At 66.3% G+C, this 21,446-nt stretch carries 23 protein-coding genes; 15 read left to right on the top strand and 8 right to left on the bottom strand.

Annotation, left to right across the window (positions count from 1 at the left end; translation table 11 throughout):
- The first annotated feature begins 118 nt into the window (after positions 1-118).
- The 3 genes from NGM29_RS00950 (at position 119) to NGM29_RS00960 (ending at position 2,134) form a co-directional block, all read left to right on the top strand.
- Positions 119-538, top strand: coding sequence for an HIT family protein (locus tag NGM29_RS00950; RefSeq protein ID WP_254158400.1), 420 nt, complete (start codon positions 119-121; stop codon positions 536-538).
- Between the two features lie 103 nt (positions 539-641).
- Positions 642-881: a hypothetical protein gene (locus NGM29_RS00955; RefSeq protein ID WP_254158401.1), complete on the top strand. Its 240-nt coding sequence runs from the start codon at positions 642-644 to the stop codon at positions 879-881.
- 107 nt (positions 882-988) lie between these two features.
- Positions 989-2,134 carry a thiamine ABC transporter substrate-binding protein gene (locus NGM29_RS00960; RefSeq protein WP_254158402.1) on the top strand — a complete coding sequence of 382 codons (1,146 nt, stop codon included), beginning with the start codon at positions 989-991 and terminating at the stop codon, positions 2,132-2,134.
- A 94-nt stretch (positions 2,135-2,228) separates the two neighbouring features.
- On the opposite strand, the gene NGM29_RS00965 is transcribed toward NGM29_RS00960, so the two are convergent.
- A complete protein-coding gene (locus tag NGM29_RS00965) occupies positions 2,229-2,546 on the bottom strand; it encodes a thiamine-binding protein (RefSeq protein WP_254158403.1) in 318 nt (105 codons plus the stop codon).
- A 191-nt stretch (positions 2,547-2,737) separates the two neighbouring features.
- Here NGM29_RS00965 and NGM29_RS00970 point away from each other — a divergent pair, with 191 nt between their 5' ends.
- On the top strand, positions 2,738-4,564 hold the full coding sequence (locus NGM29_RS00970; RefSeq protein WP_254160663.1) for an ABC transporter permease: 1,827 nt from the start codon (positions 2,738-2,740) through the stop codon (positions 4,562-4,564).
- Positions 4,554-5,690, top strand: coding sequence for an ABC transporter ATP-binding protein (locus NGM29_RS00975; protein WP_254158404.1), 1,137 nt, complete (start codon positions 4,554-4,556; stop codon positions 5,688-5,690). Before NGM29_RS00970 ends, NGM29_RS00975 begins: the two co-directional genes overlap by 11 nt.
- Here NGM29_RS00975 and NGM29_RS00980 read toward each other — a convergent pair whose 3' ends face one another.
- Positions 5,691-6,443, bottom strand: coding sequence for a hypothetical protein (locus NGM29_RS00980; protein ID WP_254158405.1), 753 nt, complete (start codon positions 6,441-6,443; stop codon positions 5,691-5,693).
- 257 nt (positions 6,444-6,700) lie between these two features.
- On the opposite strand from NGM29_RS00980, the gene NGM29_RS00985 reads away from it, so the two are divergent.
- The 6 genes from NGM29_RS00985 (at position 6,701) to NGM29_RS01010 (ending at position 12,647) form a co-directional block, all read left to right on the top strand.
- Entirely contained in the window at positions 6,701-7,501 is an 801-nt protein-coding gene (locus tag NGM29_RS00985; RefSeq protein WP_254158406.1) for an N-acyl homoserine lactonase family protein, read from the top strand.
- 168 nt (positions 7,502-7,669) lie between these two features.
- Complete coding sequence (locus NGM29_RS00990; protein WP_254158407.1) at positions 7,670-8,656, top strand: hypothetical protein; 987 nt, start codon at positions 7,670-7,672, stop codon at positions 8,654-8,656.
- Positions 8,657-8,812: 156 nt separating this feature from the next.
- Positions 8,813-9,604: a helix-turn-helix transcriptional regulator gene (locus NGM29_RS00995; RefSeq protein ID WP_254158408.1), complete on the top strand. Its 792-nt coding sequence runs from the start codon at positions 8,813-8,815 to the stop codon at positions 9,602-9,604.
- Between the two features lie 337 nt (positions 9,605-9,941).
- The gene (locus NGM29_RS01000; RefSeq protein ID WP_254158409.1) at positions 9,942-10,223 is read left to right on the top strand and encodes a HalOD1 output domain-containing protein; all 282 of its coding nucleotides are present in this window, start codon (positions 9,942-9,944) and stop codon (positions 10,221-10,223) included.
- A gap of 276 nt (positions 10,224-10,499) precedes the next feature.
- A complete protein-coding gene (locus NGM29_RS01005) occupies positions 10,500-10,901 on the top strand; it encodes a DUF7344 domain-containing protein (RefSeq protein WP_254158410.1) in 402 nt (133 codons plus the stop codon).
- 60 nt (positions 10,902-10,961) lie between these two features.
- Entirely contained in the window at positions 10,962-12,647 is a 1,686-nt protein-coding gene (locus NGM29_RS01010) for an aldehyde ferredoxin oxidoreductase family protein (protein ID WP_254158411.1), read from the top strand.
- Positions 12,648-12,723: 76 nt separating this feature from the next.
- Here NGM29_RS01010 and NGM29_RS01015 read toward each other — a convergent pair whose 3' ends face one another.
- The 3 genes from NGM29_RS01015 to NGM29_RS01025 form a co-directional block, all read right to left on the bottom strand.
- Positions 12,724-14,352, bottom strand: a complete 1,629-nt coding sequence (locus NGM29_RS01015) for a hypothetical protein (RefSeq protein WP_254158412.1) — start codon at positions 14,350-14,352, stop codon at positions 12,724-12,726.
- A 222-nt stretch (positions 14,353-14,574) separates the two neighbouring features.
- Positions 14,575-14,994 (bottom strand): PLD nuclease N-terminal domain-containing protein, encoded by a 420-nt coding sequence (locus NGM29_RS01020; RefSeq protein WP_254158413.1) that lies wholly within the window; start codon positions 14,992-14,994, stop codon positions 14,575-14,577.
- Positions 14,995-15,017: 23 nt separating this feature from the next.
- Positions 15,018-16,256: a digeranylgeranylglycerophospholipid reductase gene (locus tag NGM29_RS01025; protein WP_254158414.1), complete on the bottom strand. Its 1,239-nt coding sequence runs from the start codon at positions 16,254-16,256 to the stop codon at positions 15,018-15,020.
- Positions 16,257-16,427: 171 nt separating this feature from the next.
- On the opposite strand from NGM29_RS01025, the gene NGM29_RS01030 reads away from it, so the two are divergent.
- A complete protein-coding gene (locus NGM29_RS01030) occupies positions 16,428-16,850 on the top strand; it encodes a CBS domain-containing protein (RefSeq protein ID WP_254158415.1) in 423 nt (140 codons plus the stop codon).
- A gap of 12 nt (positions 16,851-16,862) precedes the next feature.
- Here the strand turns inward: NGM29_RS01030 and NGM29_RS01035 are convergent, their stop codons facing one another.
- Positions 16,863-17,771, bottom strand: coding sequence for an HNH endonuclease (locus NGM29_RS01035; protein ID WP_254158416.1), 909 nt, complete (start codon positions 17,769-17,771; stop codon positions 16,863-16,865).
- A gap of 73 nt (positions 17,772-17,844) precedes the next feature.
- Positions 17,845-18,738 carry an alpha/beta fold hydrolase gene (locus NGM29_RS01040; RefSeq protein WP_254158417.1) on the bottom strand — a complete coding sequence of 298 codons (894 nt, stop codon included), beginning with the start codon at positions 18,736-18,738 and terminating at the stop codon, positions 17,845-17,847.
- Positions 18,739-18,885: 147 nt separating this feature from the next.
- On the opposite strand from NGM29_RS01040, the gene priL reads away from it, so the two are divergent.
- On the top strand, positions 18,886-19,971 hold the full coding sequence (priL, locus tag NGM29_RS01045) for a DNA primase regulatory subunit PriL (RefSeq protein ID WP_254158418.1): 1,086 nt from the start codon (positions 18,886-18,888) through the stop codon (positions 19,969-19,971).
- A gap of 124 nt (positions 19,972-20,095) precedes the next feature.
- Here the strand turns inward: priL and NGM29_RS01050 are convergent, their stop codons facing one another.
- Positions 20,096-20,323, bottom strand: coding sequence for a DUF7472 family protein (locus NGM29_RS01050; RefSeq protein WP_254158419.1), 228 nt, complete (start codon positions 20,321-20,323; stop codon positions 20,096-20,098).
- A 91-nt stretch (positions 20,324-20,414) separates the two neighbouring features.
- Here NGM29_RS01050 and NGM29_RS01055 point away from each other — a divergent pair, with 91 nt between their 5' ends.
- Entirely contained in the window at positions 20,415-20,576 is a 162-nt protein-coding gene (locus NGM29_RS01055; protein WP_254158420.1) for a preprotein translocase subunit Sec61beta, read from the top strand.
- Positions 20,577-20,759: 183 nt separating this feature from the next.
- A complete protein-coding gene (pdxT, locus tag NGM29_RS01060) occupies positions 20,760-21,338 on the top strand; it encodes a pyridoxal 5'-phosphate synthase glutaminase subunit PdxT (protein ID WP_254158421.1) in 579 nt (192 codons plus the stop codon).
- Positions 21,339-21,446: the final 108 nt, after the last annotated feature.

A 21,446-nucleotide genomic window follows, 5' to 3' on the forward strand; every position in this document is an offset into this window, starting at 1 on the left:
AAACCACTGCCCGAAACGCACCGCCGCGACTCGAGCGGAGCGAGGGTCGTCGCTCGAGCCGACCCCGCCATCGCCGGCGGTGGCAACGTTCTTTGACCAGGCCGTCGCATCGTCTCGTATGTCGACGATATTCAGCCAGATCGTCGCGGGCGACATCCCCGCGCGGGTCGTGTACGAAGACGAAACCACGTTTGCCTTCCTCGACGCCAATCCGCTCGCACCGGGGCACACCCTCGTGATCCCGAGAGACGAGTACGAGCGGCTGAACGACGTCCCCGATGACGTCGCCGCGGATCTGTACGCGACGATCCACCGCCTCGTGCCGGTGGTCGAAGACGCCGTCGACGCCGATGCGACGACCGTGGCGTTCAACAACGGCGAGGCCGCCGGCCAGGAGGTGCCCCACGTTCACTGCCACATCGTCCCGCGGTTCGACGGCGACGGGGGCGGCCCGATTCACGCCGTCGCGGGCGAGACGCCGGACCTCGAGGACGACGAACTCGACGAGATCGCGGCCGCGATCGACGAACGGGTCTGAAGCCGTTGCGGCGAATCGGACTCGAGTGCAGCGTACCGCTGGCCGTGCCAGCCTGCGACCGAAGGCCGGGAATCTTATTTCATTCGACCGCGAGCCTCGAGCCATGCGCGGGATCGCCGGTATCGGTGCACGGTTTCGAGCCCATCCGGTCGCCACAGCGATCGAGCTCGGGAGCTTTCTGACCTGTTTCCTCCTGTTGCTCACGACCGTCGCAGCCGTCGCGAGCGGGCCGCCGACCGGGACCGTCACCGGCGATCGGTTGTGGCTCGTCGTGATCGCCGCTGGCGGCTTCTTCGTCCTGTTCTGGACACTCGTCGTGCCGCTGTACGAACGACTACTCTGATAGCCGAACGTTCGCAGGGCGGCAGTACTTCAGACGACGCCGGTACGCCGTGTCACGTCGTTCGGAGACCACGCTACTTACATACCACCCGGTTCAACCACAGGATAATGAGACGACGAGCGTTTCTGACGAGTACGGCTGGCGGCGCGGTCGCCGGCGTAGCTGGGTGCATCCAGAATACGTCGGATGGGAACGGGGACGGAAATGGAAACGGGGACGGCACCAACGGCAACGGCGACGCAAACGACAGCGATACCAACGGCAACGGTGGCGACAACACGCTCCACGTCGCCACCTACACGTCGTTCGTCGACGCGCCGAGCGACAGCCCCGGCGTCTGGATCAAAGAAGAGTTCGAGCAGCGCTACGACGCCACCCTCGAGTGGCACACGCCCCAGCGCGAGCTCACCCACTACGTCGAACGCTACAACGAGGGCGCCGAGATCGAACCCGAACTCTACTACGGAGCGAGCCCCCACGACCTCGTCCGCGTCGACGAGAACACCGACGGCGGCCTCTTCACCGAAACCGACCGCTCGAAACTCGAGAACGCGGACGACATCGGCGAGCAACACGAGTTCGACCCCCAGGGACGCGTGATCCCGACCTACCGGGCTCTCTGTGCAATCGTCTACGACGGTCGTAACGTCCCGGCACCGGAGACGTTCGAGGACCTGCTCGATCCGGCCTACGAGGGACAGATCGGCATCCCGACTCCGCAGGACACGACGGGACTTCTATTCTTGCTGTGGACGCTCAACGAGTTCGGCGAGGGCGGCGAGTACGACTACCTCGATTACTGGTCGGACCTGCTCGACAACGGCGCCCGCGTGCTCGACTCATGGAGCGACGTCTACACCCAGTTCGAGAACGACGAACTCCCGGTCATCGTCTCCTACGCGAACGATCGCGTCTACGCGAAGCGCTTCGGCAACGACCTGGAGAAACACCGGGTCGCGCTGCTCAATGGACAGTCCTACGCTAACTACTCCGGCGTCGTCCGCTTCTCGAGTGGGACGAACGACGACCTGGCCCACAAGTTCATGGACTTCGTCCTCGACCCGGAGGTCCAGGCGGTCGTCGCCGAGCGCAACGTCACCGGGCCGACCAACGAGAAGACGGAACTTCCGGAGGTGTTCGAAGAGTACGCCAGAGAGCCCGAAGAGCCAGTCTTCTACGACTACGAGGAACTCAGTGGCAACCTTTCTGGGTGGCTCGACGACTGGAGTCGCATGGCCGCCGGCGGTCGCTGAGCACGACACGAAAATCGAGATGTTCGCTCCTGTTCCGCCGTATCGCGTTCCCTCGCCGCGCAGCTCGAGCGTGGCGTCGCCACCACCGACGACCTCACTCCTCGCGCTGGCTCCTGGCGTCGCGCCCGAGTTCGCCCTCGACGGCGTCGACCTTGTCGCTCGCGGTCATCTCGACCTCGCGCTTGTCGTCGACCTGGACGAGCGTCTGGACGTGCGCGCGGTCGACGGCCTCGTGGGCCGCCGCACACGCCGCGAACAGTTCGTGGACGTCGTCGGCCTCGAGTGTCGTCGCCATCGGCGTCGTCTCGTAGGTGACGTCGAATTCCTCGAGGGCGTCGATGGCGGCGGCCACGTCGGGCGTGATGTCGTCTTCGGTGATGGGCGAGACGCGGAGCAGTGCAAAGACGGTCATAGTCGGGCGTTGGCGCGAGCGGGAGTTAGTGGTGACGGTCGCCGACGTCGGTTCCGTTCTGGACGGTTCAGCGTCCGGCGGCGCGCTCGACCCCGGGTTCGAGTCCGAACGCGGCCACGGCCGACGGAGGTACCAACGTGACGACCGATGCCGACCGTGCGAGTCCCGACGGCGGTGACGCGAGCGCGGCGATGCTGGGGGCCCCCTCCGCCGACGGCGTGTCGAGTCGATCCCCCACCCGCCACCGGACCGTCCGCGACCGCCTCGAGCGCCGGGCGCTCGCCGCCGGAGCCGTCGTCACGGTTGGGTTGCTGCTCGCGATGTTTTACTACCCTGTAGCGACGGTGTTCGTCGAGTCGGTCGTCGTCGAGGGCATCCTCACGCTCACCATCTTCGCCGATTTGGTGACCGATCCGTTCTACTTCGGCGATTTCGCGCGGTTCCTCGCCGGCGAACCCCCGCTCGAGGTCCTCCGGGACCTGCTCTCGAGCGACCGTCGACTGGGCATCGTCGGCTTCACCGCCTACCAGGCGCTCCTCTCGACGCTCCTCTCGCTCGCGCTCGGCCTGCCGATGGCCTACCTGCTCGCACGCTACGAGTTTCGCGGACGGCGGACGCTACGCTCGCTGACGATTCTGCCGTTCGTCATGCCCTCGATCATGGTAGCCATCGGTTTCTACGCCACGTTCGGCCAGAGCGGTACGCTCAACGCCGTCCTCGAGCCCATCGGGCTGGGGCCGGTATCGCTCGTGGGCAGCCTCGAGGCGATCCTGATCGCTCACGCCTTCTACAACGCGCCCCTGATCGCGCGGATGACGACGGCAGCCTGGGAGTCCGTCGACGCGAGCGCCTTCGAGACCGCTCGCAGCCTCGGGGCCGGGCCGTTCCGGGCCTTCCGGGACGTGGTCGCCCCGCAGCTGTACCCCGCGGCGCTGATGGGCGCGGCCCTGACGTTCGTCTTCACGTTCGGCACCTTTCCCATCGTCCTCGCACTCGGCGGGATCCGGCTGTCGACCGTCGAGGTGTTCGTCTACCAGCTCGTCCAGGACCTCGATTACGCCGAAGCCGCCGCGCTGGCGATCGTAGAACTGGTGATCTCGCTCGGCGTACTCTACGGCTACCTCCGCTACGAGGCGAAACACACGGTTCGCTCGAGCGCAATCCGACCGCTTCCTCGTAAGTCACTCGCGCCGCCAGCGTTCTCCGCGCGCGAACTCCTCCCGCGGGTCGGCCTGGCCGTCTACGGCGTGATCGCCCTGTTCGTCTTCGTCGCCCCCATCGCGAGCCTGCTCGTCCGGAGCGTCTCCACCCCCGGCGGCGAGTTCACCCTGGCTCACTACGGCTTCCTCCTCGAGCGCCAGGCGTCCGCGGCGGCGTTCCAGGTGCGACCCTGGCCCGCCATCCGTAATTCCCTGCTGTTCGCCGCCGCGGCACTCGCCGTGTCCCTCCCGATGGGGGTCGTCGTCTCGGTGCTGACGACGCGCCGGTACCGCGGGCGAAAACTCGTCGACGTGGTCGCCATGGCCCCGCTCGCCGTCTCCGGCATCGTCGTCGGCATCGGCCTGCTCCGCGGTCCCGTTTTCGGGTTCGAGGTCTGGCACTATCGAATCACCGTCACGGGCGCGGTGGCCATCGTCGCCGCCCACGCCGTCGCCTGTTACCCGTTCGTCGTCCGCACCGTCGCGCCGGGACTCGAGTCGATCGACCCCAGCTTGCTCGAGTCCGCTCGCGCGCTTGGAGCCTCTCGAACCAGGGCGCTGCTCGACGTCGAGTTGCCCCTGGTTTGGCCCGGCGTAGTCGCGGGCGCGGCGTTCGCGGTGGCCATCTCGATGGGGGAGTTCTCCGCGACGGTGATCCTCGCGACGGGTACCGACCAGTACACGATGCCGATTGCGATCGAACGATTCATCGGGCGCCGCCTCGGACCGGCGACCGCCATGGGTGTCGTCTTGCTCGTCGTCACCGCGTTCAGTTTCGTCGTCATCGACCGCCTCGGGGGTGATCGCGTTGGCCTCTGAGCGCAACGGACTCGAACGAGCGCAGGTGGCCGACCACCAGGCCGACGCGGTCGACCCGGACGCTCCCGTCGCGCTCGAGCTCGACGGCGTCTCGAAAACGTACGGCGAAACGACGGCCGTCGACGACGTCTCGGTCCGCGTCCGCGAGGGCGAGTTCTTCACCCTCGTCGGCCCCTCGGGCTGTGGGAAGACCACCACGCTCCGGCTCGTCGCCGGGTTCGAAGCGCCGAGTGCGGGGACCGTCCGATTCCGCGGCGAGGACGTGACCGACGTCCCGCCCGAGGATCGCGACGTCGGCGTCGTCTTCCAGAACTACGCGTTGTTCCCGCACATGACCGTCGGCGAGAACGTCGCCTACGGGCTCAACTTCGCCGAGCCGCCAGGGGACGTCTCGCGCGAGGAACGGGTTCAGGAGTTACTCGAGCTGGTCGACCTCGAGGGGATGGCCGACCGCGACCCCAACGAACTTTCCGGCGGCCAGCAACAGCGCGTGTCCATCGCCCGCGCGCTGGCGCCCGGCCCGGACGTCCTCCTGCTCGACGAGCCGATGAGCGCTCTCGACGCGCAACTCCGCGAGCGCCTCCGCGTCCAGGTGAAGGCGATCCAGCGGGAGCTAGCGATTACGACGGTGTACGTCACCCACGACCAGGAGGAGGCCCTCGCCATCTCCGACCGCGTGGCCGTGATGCGTGCGGGGGCGCCCGAGCAGATTGCCCCGCCGCGAACGATCTACCACCGGCCCGAGACGCGCTTCGTCGCTGAGTTCGTCGGGGACAACAACGTCTTCGAAGGCGAGGTCGTCGGCGTCGACGTCGACGGCTACAGGGGCGAGGCGCGGACTCGAGTCGACGTCGCCGGAACCGAGTTCGACGTCGTGACTGGCCGGAACAACGTACCGAACCGAGGCGAGTCGCTGACCTTCTGTGTTCGACCCGAACACCTCACGCTCGAGGCGCCGGCCAACGTGATCGCAGGCACCGTCGAGAGTTCGGAGTTCCTCGGAGAGACGACGCGCGTCAACCTGGAGTGGCAGGGCCGGGACGTCGTGTTGCGAACGCGCGAGCCGCTCTCGGGCGAGGTTCGAGTCGGGTTCAGGCCGGGCGACGCCCACGTCGTCAGTCGGTGATCAGATCTCGTCCGTCGGAATCGGCGCGCGAGCCGTCACGAGGTCAGCGTTTCGCTCGAGGTCGTCCAGGGTGACGTCGGTCGGGCCGAAGAGAAACTCGAGGAAGCCACGAATCCGTTCGTCGTCGAGCCCTCGTCCTTCGGTCGTGAGCACTATCGCGACGGTCGCCGTCGACTGCTCCGGCGCGATCTCGTAACCGATGCCGAAGCCGCGCCACTCGTCGTTCGACGGCGTGAGCGAAATTTCGACGTACGTGTCCGTCGAAACCTTGTTGGACAGTCGTTTGAAGACCGAGTTCTTCTCGACGAGGCTGTCGGACCCCTCGCGCGCGTCGACGATGGACTCGAGGGTGAGACCGTCGACCGACGACCCGATCGTTCGGACGATCGCCTCGCCGTCGCGCACCGCGTGTTCCGTGCCGTGATCGTCGACGATACGGTCGAACGCCCCGACGGACCCTTCGGTGGTGGCGTTCAGCCCGTCCGTTACGGTCGCGGCGTCGAACGAGCCGACGAGAATACGATAGGGGTCGATCAATACGCGAGCGTCGACCTGGGACGCCTCGAGGACCGAAATCGTCTCGCCGACGGCGTCCTGGAGCGAGTATCCCTCGTCGTCGACGAGAGCCGCGGGGGCGTCGGCCGTGACGACCAGCTCGTAGTCGTCGGACGCGACCGCGTTCGGAACCCAGTTCAGAATCGATTGGAGGGACTCGTCGCGCTCGGACTCGTCGCTACGATCGGCCTCGAGCATCGTCGTACAACCGGCGCTCGAGGCGGAGAATCCGCGATTCCGGCGAGGTATCCGCGTCTCTTTATACGCATCGCTACCCGTCGCAATATATCGGTCTTTTGGTGTCAATGAGTGGGATTGTTTGACGTCGCGTCGCCCGACGCACCCGGCTCGCCAGATAACGAGCGACGGTGTCGCGGCGTTCGGACCTTGGCGCGAACGCAGACCGGTTCGGGCGAGTGCCACAGATTCATCGTCCTCGAGTCGAAGGGACACGTATGCCAGTCGAGCGACTCTACCGGCTGAACACGGCGACGTGGACCTTCGACAACAGCGCCGCGACCCAGCTCCAGGACCCCGGCGAACCCTACGTCGGCTGGTGTCCGTGCTACCTGCTCGAGCACTCCGACGGACTCGCCCTGTTCGATACGGGCGTCAGTCACGAGATGGCGACGGCGCCGCTCGAGTACGGCCCGCGAGGGGCGCCGCACATGGCCGAGTTCGCCGAGACAATCGATCTCTCGGCGGGGAAGCCCCCGGTCGAGCACCTCGCGGACCTGGGTTACGAGCCAGGGGACGTAGACACGGTCGTTCTCTCACACCTCCACACCGACCACGCCGGCAACCTCGATTCGTTCCCCGAGGCGACCGTCGTCGTCCGGAAGGAGGAACTGCGCTACGCGTTCTGGCCCGACGGCCCCCAGCGACTGTTCTACCTCGAGGGCGACTTCCGCCACCTCCGGGAACTCGATGCCGACGTCGTCGCGATCACGGACGAGTACGACATCTTCGGCGACGGATCGGCCGTTGCCTTCCCGACACCAGGGCACACGCCGGGTCACCAGTCCCTCGAGGTGGACCTCGCCTCGGGGACGACGATCCTCGCGGCCGACGCGGCGAACAGTCGCACGGGCTACGAGCAGGAACTGGCCGCCTCGTTCGCGTGGTCGCTCGAGGCGTCGGTCGACTCGATCGCCGCGATCAAGGATCGTGCCCGCGTCGCCGACGCGGACGTTATCGTCCACCACGATCCAGACGAACAGCGACGCCTGCCGGACCCGCCGAACGCGCTCGAGTGAGTCGTGTCACCTGGGCATACAAAATAACACATGGTTATATTTATGAGGTTGTCACACGCTACTATGGCCCATAGCACACCCGCCGCTCTGTAGACGACACCAACGAGTCGCACCCTCGGTGACACCTCGGGCCGAAAAACGTCCTTCGTCGTACCGACTCCCTATATAATGACCACACGGAACACAAATCTCACCGGCACGACCCACCTCGAGCGGATCGAGCGAACGGCCCTTCCCGCGTCCGTTTCGACCCTCCTCGAGACCTACGAGGAAACCGTCGACGAACGGGACCGTTTCCTCTGGAAGTGGCTCTACTACCTCTTTCCGGAGATTACCCTCTCGTGTGTCCGCCCCGACGACAGCCAGCAGGTCCGAGAGAGTAAGCTGCTGGCGTCGCTGTACGTCACCATCCTCGACGATCTCGCGGAACGCGACGAGGACGTACACACGTTTCGGGAAGCCGCGAAAGCGCCGTTCGACCACCGGGTGGCCGACGAGACGCGTCCGGAGGTCGACGCGGCGGCCGTCGCACTCGCCCACGAGGTCTGGGAGCACGTCGCTGACAGGCTCGAGTCGGCACCCCAGTACCCGGAATTTTGTGACCTCCTCCAGTTCGACCTCGACCGGACCACCACCGCCATCGAGTACACCTACCTGCTGAACCACCACCTCGAGCTGGCGTCCCTCGAGGAAACCGCCATTTACGACAGTCACAACATGATGCTGTTCACCTACGCCGCCATCGACCTGCTATACTCGCCGGCGTTCGACCGTTCCGAACTCGGACAGCTGCGGGAGGTACTCAGACGCGCCCAGCAGATGACCCGCATCGGCAACTGGGTCACCACGTGGGAGCGCGAACTCGAGGAGGGAGACTGCAGTTCCGGCGTCGTCGTCTCCGCCGTGGAACGAGGCGTCGTTTCACGCGAGCAACTCGAGCGATTGCGGGCCAATCCCGCGACCGCCAATCGTGACGAGATCGTCGCGCGGATCCACGAGGCGAATATCGAAGATCGATTACTCGAGCGGTGGTCGGAGCACTACGAGCACGTCGAGGGGGACGCCGCCGACATCGAGACCGTCGATATCGGAGCGCTTCTCGAGGGGCTCGAGACGGTGCTCGCGTGCCATCTGGAAAGCCGGGGGCGAAAATGAAGGCGCGTGTGAAAACGGAAGCGAACGCAAATGCGAATGCGAGAATGACCGCCCGGAGAGCGACGTCGTCACCGCGTCGCCGGACAGACGGACACCGACTCGCCACGACCGGGGGCAGCCGACCCCACGAACGTCCCACTCTGATGGTGATCGGACGTGACTGACCGAGAACGAACCGATCAGGAACCCCGCTGGGATCGAGACTTCGTCCAGGAAGTGATGACCCGGTCCGAACTACTGGAACTGTTGGCCGACCGACCGCGGACGGCCCGCGAACTGGCCGACCAACTCGAGATGGCCCGGTCGACCGTCCACCGGGCGGCCGATGCGCTCGAGGCGCACGGACTGGTCGAGAAACCGGCCGACCGCTTCGAGAGCACCGGCCTCGGCGACGTCGTCGCCGACGAACTCCGCACGTTTCGAACGAACCTCGAGGCCGCGAGACGGATCGAGCCGTTCTTGAACACGATCGACGACTCGGCGCCGGAGCTCCCGATCGAGCACTTCACCGACGCGACCGTGACCTGTTCGGGCCACCGGCAGGCACACGTCGGCATCAAGCGCATCACCGAGCTCATCGAGGCGACGGACTCCCTCCGGATGTTCTCGAGCATCATCTCGCCGCTCTACGTCGACGTGGCCCGACGGGAGATCCTGGATGGTATGGAAATCGAAGTGATCTTCGACCAGCAGGTCATCGAGATCATCCTCGAACAACACGTCGAGGAGGCAATGGAGGCGTTCGAAACCGGCCGGTTCGAGGTCTACGTCGCCGAAAACGTTCCTTTCGAACTCTTTCTCTTCGACGAGCGGGTGGGCCTTGCGGCCCACGACGAGTCGGGTATCGCCCGCGCGTTCGTCGAAACGACCGATGCCGGGGCGCGAACGTGGGCCGAATCGCTCTACGCGGAGTACGCGGCGGACACGGACGCGTTTCGAATGGAGTGACGGGAACGTCGATTCCGTCACGCGAGACGCTGGAATCGTGACTGCTGCCGTCTCGAGACGCCGTCCTCGACGGTTCGACATCGTCTCAAGGTCGCTCGTGATCGTTGCTCGGGTTCGTTGCTCGAGATTGCCGCACCAGCATATACTGTTCGATCGATACAATCCGTTCGGCTGATGCAAAGCCGTCGAACGTTCGGACGTCTCTCATTCGTGCAATTCAGCCGATTCGTCACCGAATTATTCCATCGAGTATATACAACTCGCTGGTGTCCCTCTCGAACGATGGGACGTCGGTCCCTTCGAACGGACTACTCACAGGAATCCACCAATGACCAGTATGGACCCTAATCTCGATATCGTGGCACGGGACCCCTCCACGGACACGTATGAATTTCGACTCGACGACAATCGCGAAACGACGGTGTCGATCGCCGAGGCCATGGCGACGATTCGAGGCTGTCCGTCGACCGATCTGCGACCACTTTACCACGACGTCGATCCAGCATTGCTCGAACGCGTCGGCTCCCGGTCGAGTCGACAGTCATTTCACTTCGTCAGCAACGGTTTCGACGTCACTGTCAGTGGCACCGGGACGGTTCGAATCGAGCGCCTGGACTGATCGTTCGAGCGGTCGGGCGGTCGAGAGGTAGAGCACTCGCGCGTCCGAACGCACAACGGGAAGCAAACAGATTCCCTCCGAGCTGCAACTGGCGTGCATAGCGCGACTCGTCGTTCACGAACAGCCTCCGGTTTCTGGCCGACGGGTCCGGGAGTCGTCGATCATTGGGTGCTCGAGGAACGTTCACGTGGTCCGAACGGTACGGAAAATCCGGTCAAAACACGTAGGAACCGAGATTATTCCCGTCACCACCCAACCCCAGCGTACGATCAGCACATGACGACGAACATCCCATCACCAGCGCTATTCGAGCAGGCCGGCGAAGTTACCTCGACGTTCGACCTTCTGGCCGACCAGCGGCGCCGCGTGGTGGTACGATACCTCGAGGAAACGACCGGCCCGGCGACCCTCGGGGAACTGGCCGAGGAAATCTCGGTTCGCGAATCGAGCGGTCGGTTGCACTCGATCTCCGACCACGCGGACGCCCAGCACGACCACCTCCGGTCGATCACGATCTCGCTCCACCACGTACACATTCCCAAGCTCGCCGACGCGGACGCGATCGACTACGACCCGGAGACGAAGACGGCCCTCCTCACCGAAACCGGGGAACGCATCGCCGCTCGGATGGACGCAATCTGTGGCGAGCCACGGGATACCTACGACCGCTCGTCGTAGCCTCCACGACCGAACTCGACAACCGGTACCGTTTTGCACGGCCGCGTGACACAGTGAGGTATGAACCACGCCAGAGGACCGCTGCTCACGATCGACCTCGAGGACCGTTCGTGGGAGACCGAATCGATCGACGACGTACTCGAGCGCTACGTCGGCGGTCGCGCAGTCGGAACGAAACTCGCTCACGACCGGATTCCGTTCGACGCGGACCCGTTCGGTCACGAGAACCGCCTCTTCTTCGCGACGGGACCGCTCCAGCACTCGACGATGAGCTTCACCGGGCGAATGTCGGCGACCGGGCTCTCGCCGCTGACCGACGGCCTGCTCTCCTCGAACGCCGGGGGTTTCCTCTCGCGGAACTTCACGGCGACGGGCTACGGCGCCGTCGAGGTCGCAGGCGAGAGCGACGACCTCGTGATCGTACACGTTACGGACGATAGCGTCGAATTCGAGGACGCGTCGGCGCTCGAGGGGGCAGAGACGAGCGAAATCTGTGACTACATCGAGGACGAACACGGCCTCGCGGCCGAACACACCGTCACCATCGGCCCCGCGGGCGAGAACCAGGTTCGATTCGCCTCGATCATGACCTCCCGCGAGCGCGCGTTCGGCCGCGGCGGTCTCGGAGCCGTGCTCGGGTCGAAGAACGTCAAAGCGATCACCTTCGACGGGGACTCGACGCACGACGTCGAGATTCCACCCCTCCAGATGGACGTCCACCGGGAGGCTGCCCAGTCCGACCACATCATGAAACGGCAGGGCACCTCCTCGATGACAGAGTTCGCCAGCACGGTCGAGGCCCTGCCGACGCGGTACTTTTCGGAACTGAGCTTCGAGGGCGCCGAGGGCATCAGCGGCGACCGCGTCGAAGAGAAGAAGTACAAGAAGGGGACCTGCTCGGCGTGTGCGTTCGCCTGCAAACTCCCAACCAGGGACGAGGAATCCGGCCTCGAGACCGAGGGCCCGGAGTACGAGACGGTGATGGCGTTCGGCTCGAACGCCGGCGTCGACGACATCGTCGACGTGATGCAGTCGAACAAACTGTGCGACGAACTCGGGATGGACACCATCTCCGCGGGCGACGTCGTCTCGGCGTACCTCGCGAGCGAGGACGCATTCGGCGACGCCGAGTTGATCCACGAAACCGTCGAGAAGATCGCCCATCGGGAGGGAATTGGCGACACGCTCGCCGAGGGCGTCGACCGCATCCACGATGAACTGGGCGTCGACAACTGGTCAGTCAAGGGCCTCGAGTTCCCCGCCCACGACGGCCGCACGCTCAACGGTCAGGGGCTGTCCTTCGCCACCTCCAACCGCGGCGCCGATCACATGTACGCCGAGTTCTACTCGCTAGAGTACCCGTTGGTCGACCAGGACCAGGCCATCGACAAGGAGGGGCTCGAGGGGAAACCCCCGAAGGTCGTCGAGAAGGAGAACCTGAACGTCATCAAGGACAGCGCGGTCCTGTGTAAGTTCTCCCGAGACTTCGTCGACGCCGACCGCCTCGAGACGCTCCTCGACGCGGACTACGACGACCTGCTCGCCGTCGGCGGCGAGGTCGTCGCGATGGAGCGCCACTTCAACAACCGGCGCGGCATGGACCGGGCGGACGACCGACTGCCCTACGAACTTCCGGGATTCGACGACGCCCTCTCGGCGTACTACGCCGAGCGCGGCTGGAACGACGACGGCACCGTCCCGGCAGAAGCCGTCGGCGCAGGCGAGGCGGTCTCGAGCGACGACTGACGGGTTCAGCTGTTCTACCGTTTCCGCCGTTTTCGCCGCTCTCACCGTTCCCGCTGTTCTCGTCGTTTTCGTCGTTTCACTGGTCGACGCCAGGTTCGAACGCCTCGAGCCGCCGTCTCGCGTATCGATAGCCGCCGAGCCCCGCGACGCCGCCGAAGACGCCACAGAGGCCCACCGTCGCCGCGACTCCCGCGAGCGAGTCGGCGACCCCCGTCCCGAACCCGACGAAGAGTGGGCTCGCGACGACGACCATCGCGGCGAGGTACGCGAGCATGGCGTACAGTTCGGGCGGCGACAGGGAGGCAGGCGTCGGTCCCTCGAGGTTCGGGAGGTAGGCGCCGACGGCGAGCGAGAGGCCCGTCCCGCCGATGGTCACCAGCGTCGAGGCGGCCGCGAATCCGACGCTCGTCAGGGGCGGATAGCCGGCAGCGGCACCGACGAGGAGTGCAGCGGTAGCGACGACTGGCGTGCCCGGAACGAGCGCGGCGAGGGCGTGCCCGCGGAGGATGGCGTCCGGCCCGCCCGGCGTGGTCCGCACGAGCGCCAGGGCGACCCGTTCGTTCCCGAGGGGGTTGAGCGTCGTCCCGAGGCCGACGGCCGAGGCGGCGTACAGGACGACGAGCGGCGCGAGTAGGGCGGGCGCCGTCGTCGATACGTCGGCCGTCACCGGACCCACGAACGCCAGCGGCAGGACGACGTAGAGCATCGCCCGTGGCGACCGGCGCATCCGACGCCACACCACCGCCGTCGCTCCCGCCGTCGCCCGGCCGAATCGCGCCTCGAGCACCCGCCCCACGAACCGCGTTCGCCGGCCGGGACGCGAGTCGGAGACGGTGCCGTCGTCGAGGACGGTCTCGGCGAACCACAGCGAGCGGCCGGAGACGAGGGTCGTTCCTAGGGCGAGGGGGATCACGCAGGTGGCGACGAGCAGTGCAGCCCCGGCCTGGATGGCCCCCGCCTCGAGGCCGGGCGTGGTCGCGAGCGCGAGGTCGCCGTACCACCCCAGCGGCGTCGAGCCGAGCAGGCCGGCGGTCCGACGGCTGACGGCGAGCCCGACGAACGTGACGAACAGGAGGAGGACGCTCACGGCGTAGCGGGCGCTGTAGAGTCGTGGGGATCGACGGATGGCGGCCCGGATGGCGACGCCAACGGCGGTTCCGGCCAGCAGGCCGGTCAGGAGGATGGCGCCGCCGCCGACGACTGCGCCGACGAACGTCGCGGGCGACCCCGTCCCAACCGTGAACGCCAGGACGGCTCCCAGGGTTGCCGGCGCGACGAACCAGCCGTGCTCAAGCAGGGCCGCCCCGAGGACACCGGTGATCGCCGACGGGAGCGGGACCGCGGTGACGGCCTCGGTCGGTGGGGTCTCCCAGCCGTCGCTCGTCGTCGCGCCGAGCGCGCCCAGGCCCGCCGTCAGAACGAGTCCCGTGGCCGCGAGTTCGCGCGTGCGCTCCAGAACGCGGTCGCTCTCGGTGCCGACGAGGGTGCCGTAATGGTAGGCGCCGGGTTCGGGCCAGACGGACTCGTAGACGGGGACCGGAACGGTGCCGACGAGCAACAGCGTCGCGAACGTCGCACCCAGGACGACCGCGGCCGCCAGTTGCGGGTGGCGACGACGGCGCCGGAGTTCGACGCGGTGGCGAACCGCCGCAATCTGCCCCGCGGCGCGAGCGGCGGCGAGGACGCGCTGACTCGAGGAGGTCACTGCTCGAGGTTGCACCGGGGGGTGGTTCACTCTCACGGTTTCGCATTTGGTGCGACCGGGGATGTGAAAATGGTATAGAAAATATAGTAATGAGTTGTGTCGAGGTGGGTGGGCTAGCTGGCGTGGCTCACCAGTTACTGGAGACGCCGTGCTCGTCACTCGACCTGACATCGGTGGTCCCGTCAGTCCGTGCCGGCCGAGTGTCCCGGGGACGTTCGGCGCTCACTCGCGGTCGCCGTCGTCAGTCCCGGGGTCCTCGAGGTCCTCGAGCGGAACGGGGTCGTTCCACTCGTTTGCGGGTTCGTCGCCGTCGTCTCCGCCCTCACCCGCGCCTTCGTCGTTCCCCGACCGAACCGTCCAGGGCACTTCGTCGGCCCGCGAGGGATGGACGTTGACGGCGCCGCCACGGTAGGGATCCGTCTCGGGGTCGTAGTCCAGTTCGCTCCGAGCGAGCAGGTAGACGATCGCGCCGTAGACCGGCACCGCGAACACGATCACGGCCCACTTCCGCGGGTTGGACATCCCCACCTCGCGGGCGTCGCGGTAGACGTACGCGGCGAGGCCGGCGAAGAACGCCAGCGAGGCGAGAGCGAGCGCGGCGAGCGCCAGCGGATCCATGTCGGTCGTTGGCGCTCGAGGCATCTAAACCGATTGCCTCCCGATACCTAGTTGTACCAGTCCCGCCGAGCCCGAAGCACGCGGGCGATCAGCGGCAGATCCCGAACGCCGAGCAGTTTCGCGAGCGCGAGTCGGCTCCCTTTGTTGGCCTGGGCCAGCGTATCGGTGTCGAAGCGGTTCAGGTCCGCCATGAGGTCGTCGTAGCGGTCGTTCGAGGCGAGGTAGAGCAGGTGCGTCATCAGGAGCCGCGTGTCCACGTTCGGGGCGACATCGCGGTGCCAGAGCGTGTCGTAGACCGCGAGGTTGTCGGCGGTGGGCTCGATCTGGCCGTGTTTGAGACAGCTGTCGGCGGCGACGGCGGCCGCCCGACCGGACTTCATGCAGGTGTGAATCCCCTCGCCCCAGAGTGGGTCGACGGTCGGGACGGTGTCGCCGATGGCCATGAACCGGTCGGTGTGGATCTGGCCCGGCGGCTGGATGTGGGCCGATCCGCGGTGCTGACGGCCCTCGATTCGCTCGGCGTTCGCGAAGCGGGGGTCGGTGTCGATCCAGTGCTGGAGGTAGTCGTCGATGTTGAAGTTGTCCCGGCCGTGCTGGTGGTGGCTCTCGTTCTGGATGTAACAGACGCCCACCTTCGCGGTGTCCGCGCCGGTGTGAAAGATCCAGGAGTAGCCTCCGGGGGCGATGTCGTGGTCGAGGCGCAACATCATCGCGTCGGTCAGGTCGGCGTAGCCAGGATGGTCGACCTCGATTCCCTCGAGTTCGAACTCGATCCCGATGGCGTGGTTCTCCCGCTTGAGGTCGCTCACACCGAGTTTCTTCGCCAGCGGCGCCGCGGGCCCCGTCGCGTCGATCACGATGTCGGCGTAGAGTTCCTCGGACCCGCTGTAGGTGACGCCGACGGGTTCGCCGCCCTCCGTAATCGGTGCCGTCGCTCTCGAGTCGAAGCGGTACTCCGCACCATTCTCGCGGCCGTCCTCGACCAGGAACCGCTTGAACTTCCCGAAGTCCAGCACCGCGCCCGGCTGATCCTGTACGTAGTAGTCGTTCGGCGACTCGAGCACCACGGATTCGGTGAACTGCTGGACGACGTCGTCGGGGATCCCGAACGAGGCCATCATCGACGGGAACGTGCCGGCCGTCGACTTGTTGCTCTGTTTCGGGAACTCGTCTTCCGCCTCCGTCTCGAGGACGACGACGTCGTACCCGCGGGTGGCCAGATCCCGCGCACACTGCGCACCAGCAGGCCCAGCCCCGGCGATCACTACGTCGCAATCTCCGTTCATAAGGCACAGACTGTGCTGGAGCATTATGAGTATACCCAGTTATGTCCGCAAATGAACGTCACACTCGCGTGAGGTATGCGACCGACTGGCACCCGTCGGCCGAACGAACCGGCCGCTACGCCTGCAATCACTGGTGGCGATACTACATATCTCGACCCCGTAGCACGACACATGTCACTCGAGACGCTCGCCCGGAGCGACGTCGTCACCGCGTCGCCGGACAGTTCCATTCGAGACGTTGCGGCCATGATGGACGAGGAGATGGTCGGCAGCGTGGTCGTCACCGAGGGGGACGAACCGGTCGGTATCGTGACCGACCGCGACCTCGCGCTCGCGGTCCTGGTCGACGGCGACGACCCCGAATCGACGACCGTCCAGGACGTCATGTCCGGGACGGTTCACACGATCGGCGTCGACGCGGGATTCTACGACGCGACCGAACGAATGAACGAACGCAACGTCCGGCGGTTGCCGGTCGTCGACGACGACGGCTTACTCGTGGGAATCATCACGCTCGACGACCTGAGCGAACTGCTGGCAGACGAACAGAGCGAACTCGTCGGCGTGATCCGCGAGCAGCGCGCGCCGTACTGATCGCACTCGCGTTCACGTTTCGAAGAGGCACTCGGCGACGACTTGCGTCCGCGCCGTGAGCGCCGTCGTCGTCTTCGAACTCGCCTGGAGCGAGTCGTTGATCGCCCCGTAGAGCGCGTCGAACGCGAGGTCGCCGTCCCCATCGCGCCAGCCCTCGAGCGCGGGCGACTCGAGGCCGCAGGTCGGACACTGGCGGGACGAATCGGGATCGAGAACGGCAGGGTCGTCCGCGCCCTCGAGCCCCGTGAAGCAGCCGTAACAGCACCCGAGTCCGACCGCAATGCCGTCGGAGAGTTCGACCACCTTGCGGAGGTCACGCTGGAGGCTCCGCGCTGCGGTGCAGAACGACTCGAGTGCCGTCGAGAGCGTTTCGGCTGGCGGGTCGTCGCCCGCCTCGTCACCGTCGTTCGGCACCGCGTCGCTCGTTCCGTCGGCCGTCCCCGCCGCGAGCGCCTCGAGATCGGACTCGGCCGGCGCCCGCTCGAGCGGGTCGAGGGTCGCGTCGACCATCGCGAGCGCGAGGCAGGCGTCCTGGCGAGCGATCACGTAGGTCGCGCGGTCGTTCTCGCCGTCCTCAATCGCCGCCGGCAACTGCGTCGCGAGGGAGGCGAACGAGGCGACGGTCGAGATGACGTCGCTCTGTCGTCTCGTCACGTCGCGAATCGTCTCGAAGAGGCGCGTTCGCTCGTCGAAGACGGCGTCCTGGGAGCGGTGCAGCGTCCGAAAGCAGTCGTCACAGACGGTGACGAGCGCGCTCTCGTGAACCGTGCCCTCGAGGGCGACGTCGCCGACCGCCGCGACGCGGCAGGACGACGAGTCGGTATCGGGACCGGAGTCGCTGTCGCAGTATCGGCACGCGTGATTGTCGCGTTCGAAGATCGCCTCGCGATCCGCCTGCCAGGGTCGAGAGTCGGATTCCACGACTGCTGGTCACGCCGGCGGCGCAAAAACGCTCCGGCTGTCGGTGCACGAGCTCGGGCGCTTCGTAGTCATGTCAGACTGTCGCCGTCGTGGTCGCTGACACTTCCGCAAGGAACGACTCGAGCACGTCGTTCACCCGGTCGGCCTGCTCGAGGAAACAACCGTGTGAACCACCTTCGAGCTCGAGGAACTGAACGTTCGGGAGTTTCGCCTCGAACAGACGACCGTTCTCGACCGGGACGATCCGATCCCCGCTCCCGTGGATCACGAGCGTCGGCAGGCGAAGGCCCTTGAGGCGGTCGCTCACGTCGAACCCGGTCATCGCTCCTAGCTGGGACTCGAGCGCCGGGTTCGACGGCGCCTGGGCGAGTTGCCATTCGATCAGCCGATCCAGCAGGTGGGGGTTGCGGTTGGTGAAGCGTTCGGCGAAGAGCGGACGCAGTCGCTCGCGAGCGGTCTCGCGCGGCGAATCGGCGCTCGCGAGGAGTTCCGACAGGACGTCCTCGTCCATCGCCATCGCGTCGACCCCGCCGTGGCTCGTCCCGATTAGGGTGAGCGAGGCCGCACGCGAGTACTCGAGCGCGTAGCGCTGGGCGACCATCCCGCCGAGGTCGAGGCCGACGAGGTGGGCGTCTCGAACCCCAGCGTCCTCGAGTACGGCCTCGAGGTCGGCGGCGAGTCCGCCCACGGAGTAGCTCAGGCGAGATTGCAGGAGCGGCGACCGGAGGCGCCGCGGGAGTCGACCGACGAGCGGGGGGAGTCCGGCGTCGGAGCGATCCGTTCCCCGCGTGTCGGGGGCGATCAGGTCGTACTCGCCGGCACTGGCGAGCGCCTCGCGCTGCCAGCGCCACTGCCAGCGCCCGAGGCCCAGTCCCTGCAGGAAGACGACGGGCACCCCCTCGCCTCGTCCGTCCCCTCGCTCTCGATCGTAGTGAATCGACACTCCGTCTCGCGTGACCCGTGGCATGCCTCGAGATACGAGGTCCGGCCTCTTGAACGGACACCACTGCCGACTCGGACCCAGGTCGATCGCGTTCTGGAACCGGCCCGACGAGATAAAGGGCCGAACTGGTAAACCGTGTGTTTAACCACCCCCGGCGGAATGTATGGATTGATGAAACGGCTCCACGCTCGCTACCCCTTCCTTGAGGCCGCCCGCGAGGCCGTCGCCACCGAGGCGGTCGACCTGGCGACGGTCGTCGAGCAGGGTCAGGCGGTCGTCGAGCGCGCCCGCGAGCGCGTCGTCGCCGCCCTCGAGGACGGCGGAACGGGCGAGCCGAGTCGCGACGCCCGCGTCGAACTGCTCTCCTACCCGGTTGCACGCGTCCTCGTGTCTCTGGTCGCCGAGAACGTCCTGATTCGAAAGTACGCCCGCGCGGAGGCCGAGACGGCGTTCGATCGGTTCACGGCCGACTTCACCGATACGACCGAACTCAAGAGCGTCGAGTCGACCGGGGTCGACCTCGAGATGCTGCTCGCGGAGTTCGACCTCGGGCCGTCGGTGCGGTCGGTCGGCGACGGCCCCCCGGCATATCGGATCGACGTCGGCGCCTACCTCCCGCTCGCGGACGACCTCTGGGCGGACGAGTGGCGCCTGGTCAACCGGGCGCTCGCCGACGGCGAGGTGCCGATCACCGAAGCTGAACTCCTGACGCTCGTTCGCGAGGCCGTCCGGACCCGCGTCGAGGAGGGGCTCCCCTTCGACGTGCCCGAATCGATCGCGGCTGCCCTCGAGGACGAGGCCGCCGAAATCCGCGAGGTGCTGGCCGAGATGGACCTCACCCGGGAGATCGACACCGTCGTCCCGGACCTGTTCCCGCCGTGTATGAAGGCGCTGCTCGACGACGTCCAGAAGGGCGAGCACCTGCCCCACCACTCGCGGTTCGCGATCACCGCCTTCCTGACGAGCATCGGGATGACCACCGACCAGATCGTCGACCTCTACCGCGTCAACTCGAGTTTCGGCGAGGAGATGACGCGCTACCAGACCGACCACATCCGAGGCGATAGCTCCCCAACGGAGTACTCGCCGCCGTCGTGTGCCACCATGCAGTCGTACGGCGACTGTGTGAACAAGGACGACCTCTGCGAGCGGATTCCACACCCGATGGCCTACTACGAACACCGCATCGACGACGCCGACGAGGACGAGCTCGAGGACTGGCGCGCCGAGAGCGGGCAGTCGGCCGAGGGCGACTGACGACTGACTTCTGGCGTTGCGGGTTCTCGGAGATCGTGTCTCGACGGAACGAACACGAAAAGGCGAGTGCGAAGAAGCGAGCGCGAAGCGTAGGCGGTGTGAGCGGGGACGAATCGATTTGAGTTCAGGCCGACGCGTCGGTAGAATCGTTCGTTACGTACGCGAGCGCGATGCCGACTGCCAGCATGAGCACGACGAAACCGATGATCGTCCCCACGAGCAGCTGTCCGCCCTCGGGGGTAAGCGTCCCGTTCGTCTTGTGGTTCTCGCCGACGACCATCATCGCGCCGATCATGATGGCCACCATCGGGATCGCGATGCCAATTTCGATGAGTCGCTCGCGCTCGAGCATGATAGCGTGGATTTCGTCGCTGCAATCAAAAGCGCTTCGAAGGGTCGGTCGGGGTCGAAAGACTTAGTGTGGGGCTGACGTATGATTGAGTATGGATAAAGGACAGAACACCGGCGGGCTGATGTCCAGCGCCGGACTCGTTCGCTACTTCGACTCCGAGGACGACCGCGGGATCCGCATCGATCCGAAGACGGTCATCGCCTTCGGCGTCCTGCTCGGCGTGCTCGTACAGCTGTTGACGTTCGTCGCGTAGGTCACTTTTCGGTGCCTGTGGCGCCTTTCACGAATTTGGCGCCGTCGAACGCCTCGAGCCACCGCGTAAAGAGACCCCGGTGAGTCACCACTATGTGCTCCGGCGCTCGTCCGTTCGAGGCCTGAGTCGCCGTCTCGCATTCGTGACGCGTCATTTTTCTCCCTACCCCCACTACGGCAAGCTATGTCACTGATTGCGGGCGTCGTCGGGGTGCAGGGGAACGTCAGCGAACACGCGACGGCTATCGAACGCGCCTGCGAGGCTCGAGGCGAGGGGGTCATCGTCCACGAGATTCGAACCGCCGGCGTGGTACCCGAGTGCGACCTGCTGGCGATGCCCGGCGGCGAGTCGACGACCATCTCGCGGCTGGTCCACCGCGAGGGAATCGCCGAGGAAATCGTCGACCACGTCGATGCCGGGAAGCCGTTGCTCGCGACCTGTGCGGGCCTGATCGTCGCCGCGGCCGACGCCCAGGACGACCGTGTCGAGACGCTGAATCTCCTCGACGTCCACGTCGAGCGCAACGCCTTCGGCCGACAGAAAGACAGCTTCGAGGCTCCGCTCGAGGTCGCCGGGCTCGAGGAACCGTTTCCCGGCGTCTTCATCCGCGCGCCGGTGATCGACCGGGTCGGCGACGCGACGGTCCTCGCCGAGTGGGAGGGGCGCCCGGTCGCGGTTCAGCAGGGATCGGTCGTCGGCACGTCGTTTCACCCGGAGTTGACGCAGGACAACCGAATCCACGAACTGGCGTTTTTCGAGTGAGCCGAGACAACGCGTGCGCGTTCGAACCCGAACGAGCAGTGTGTCTGCTGTCGAACGGCCGCTCGCGTGTTCAGACCGCTACCGCGTCGGCGACGAGACGGTCCGCTC

Source organism: Natronosalvus rutilus (assembly GCF_024204665.1).
Classification (GTDB): domain Archaea; phylum Halobacteriota; class Halobacteria; order Halobacteriales; family Natrialbaceae; genus Natronosalvus; species Natronosalvus rutilus.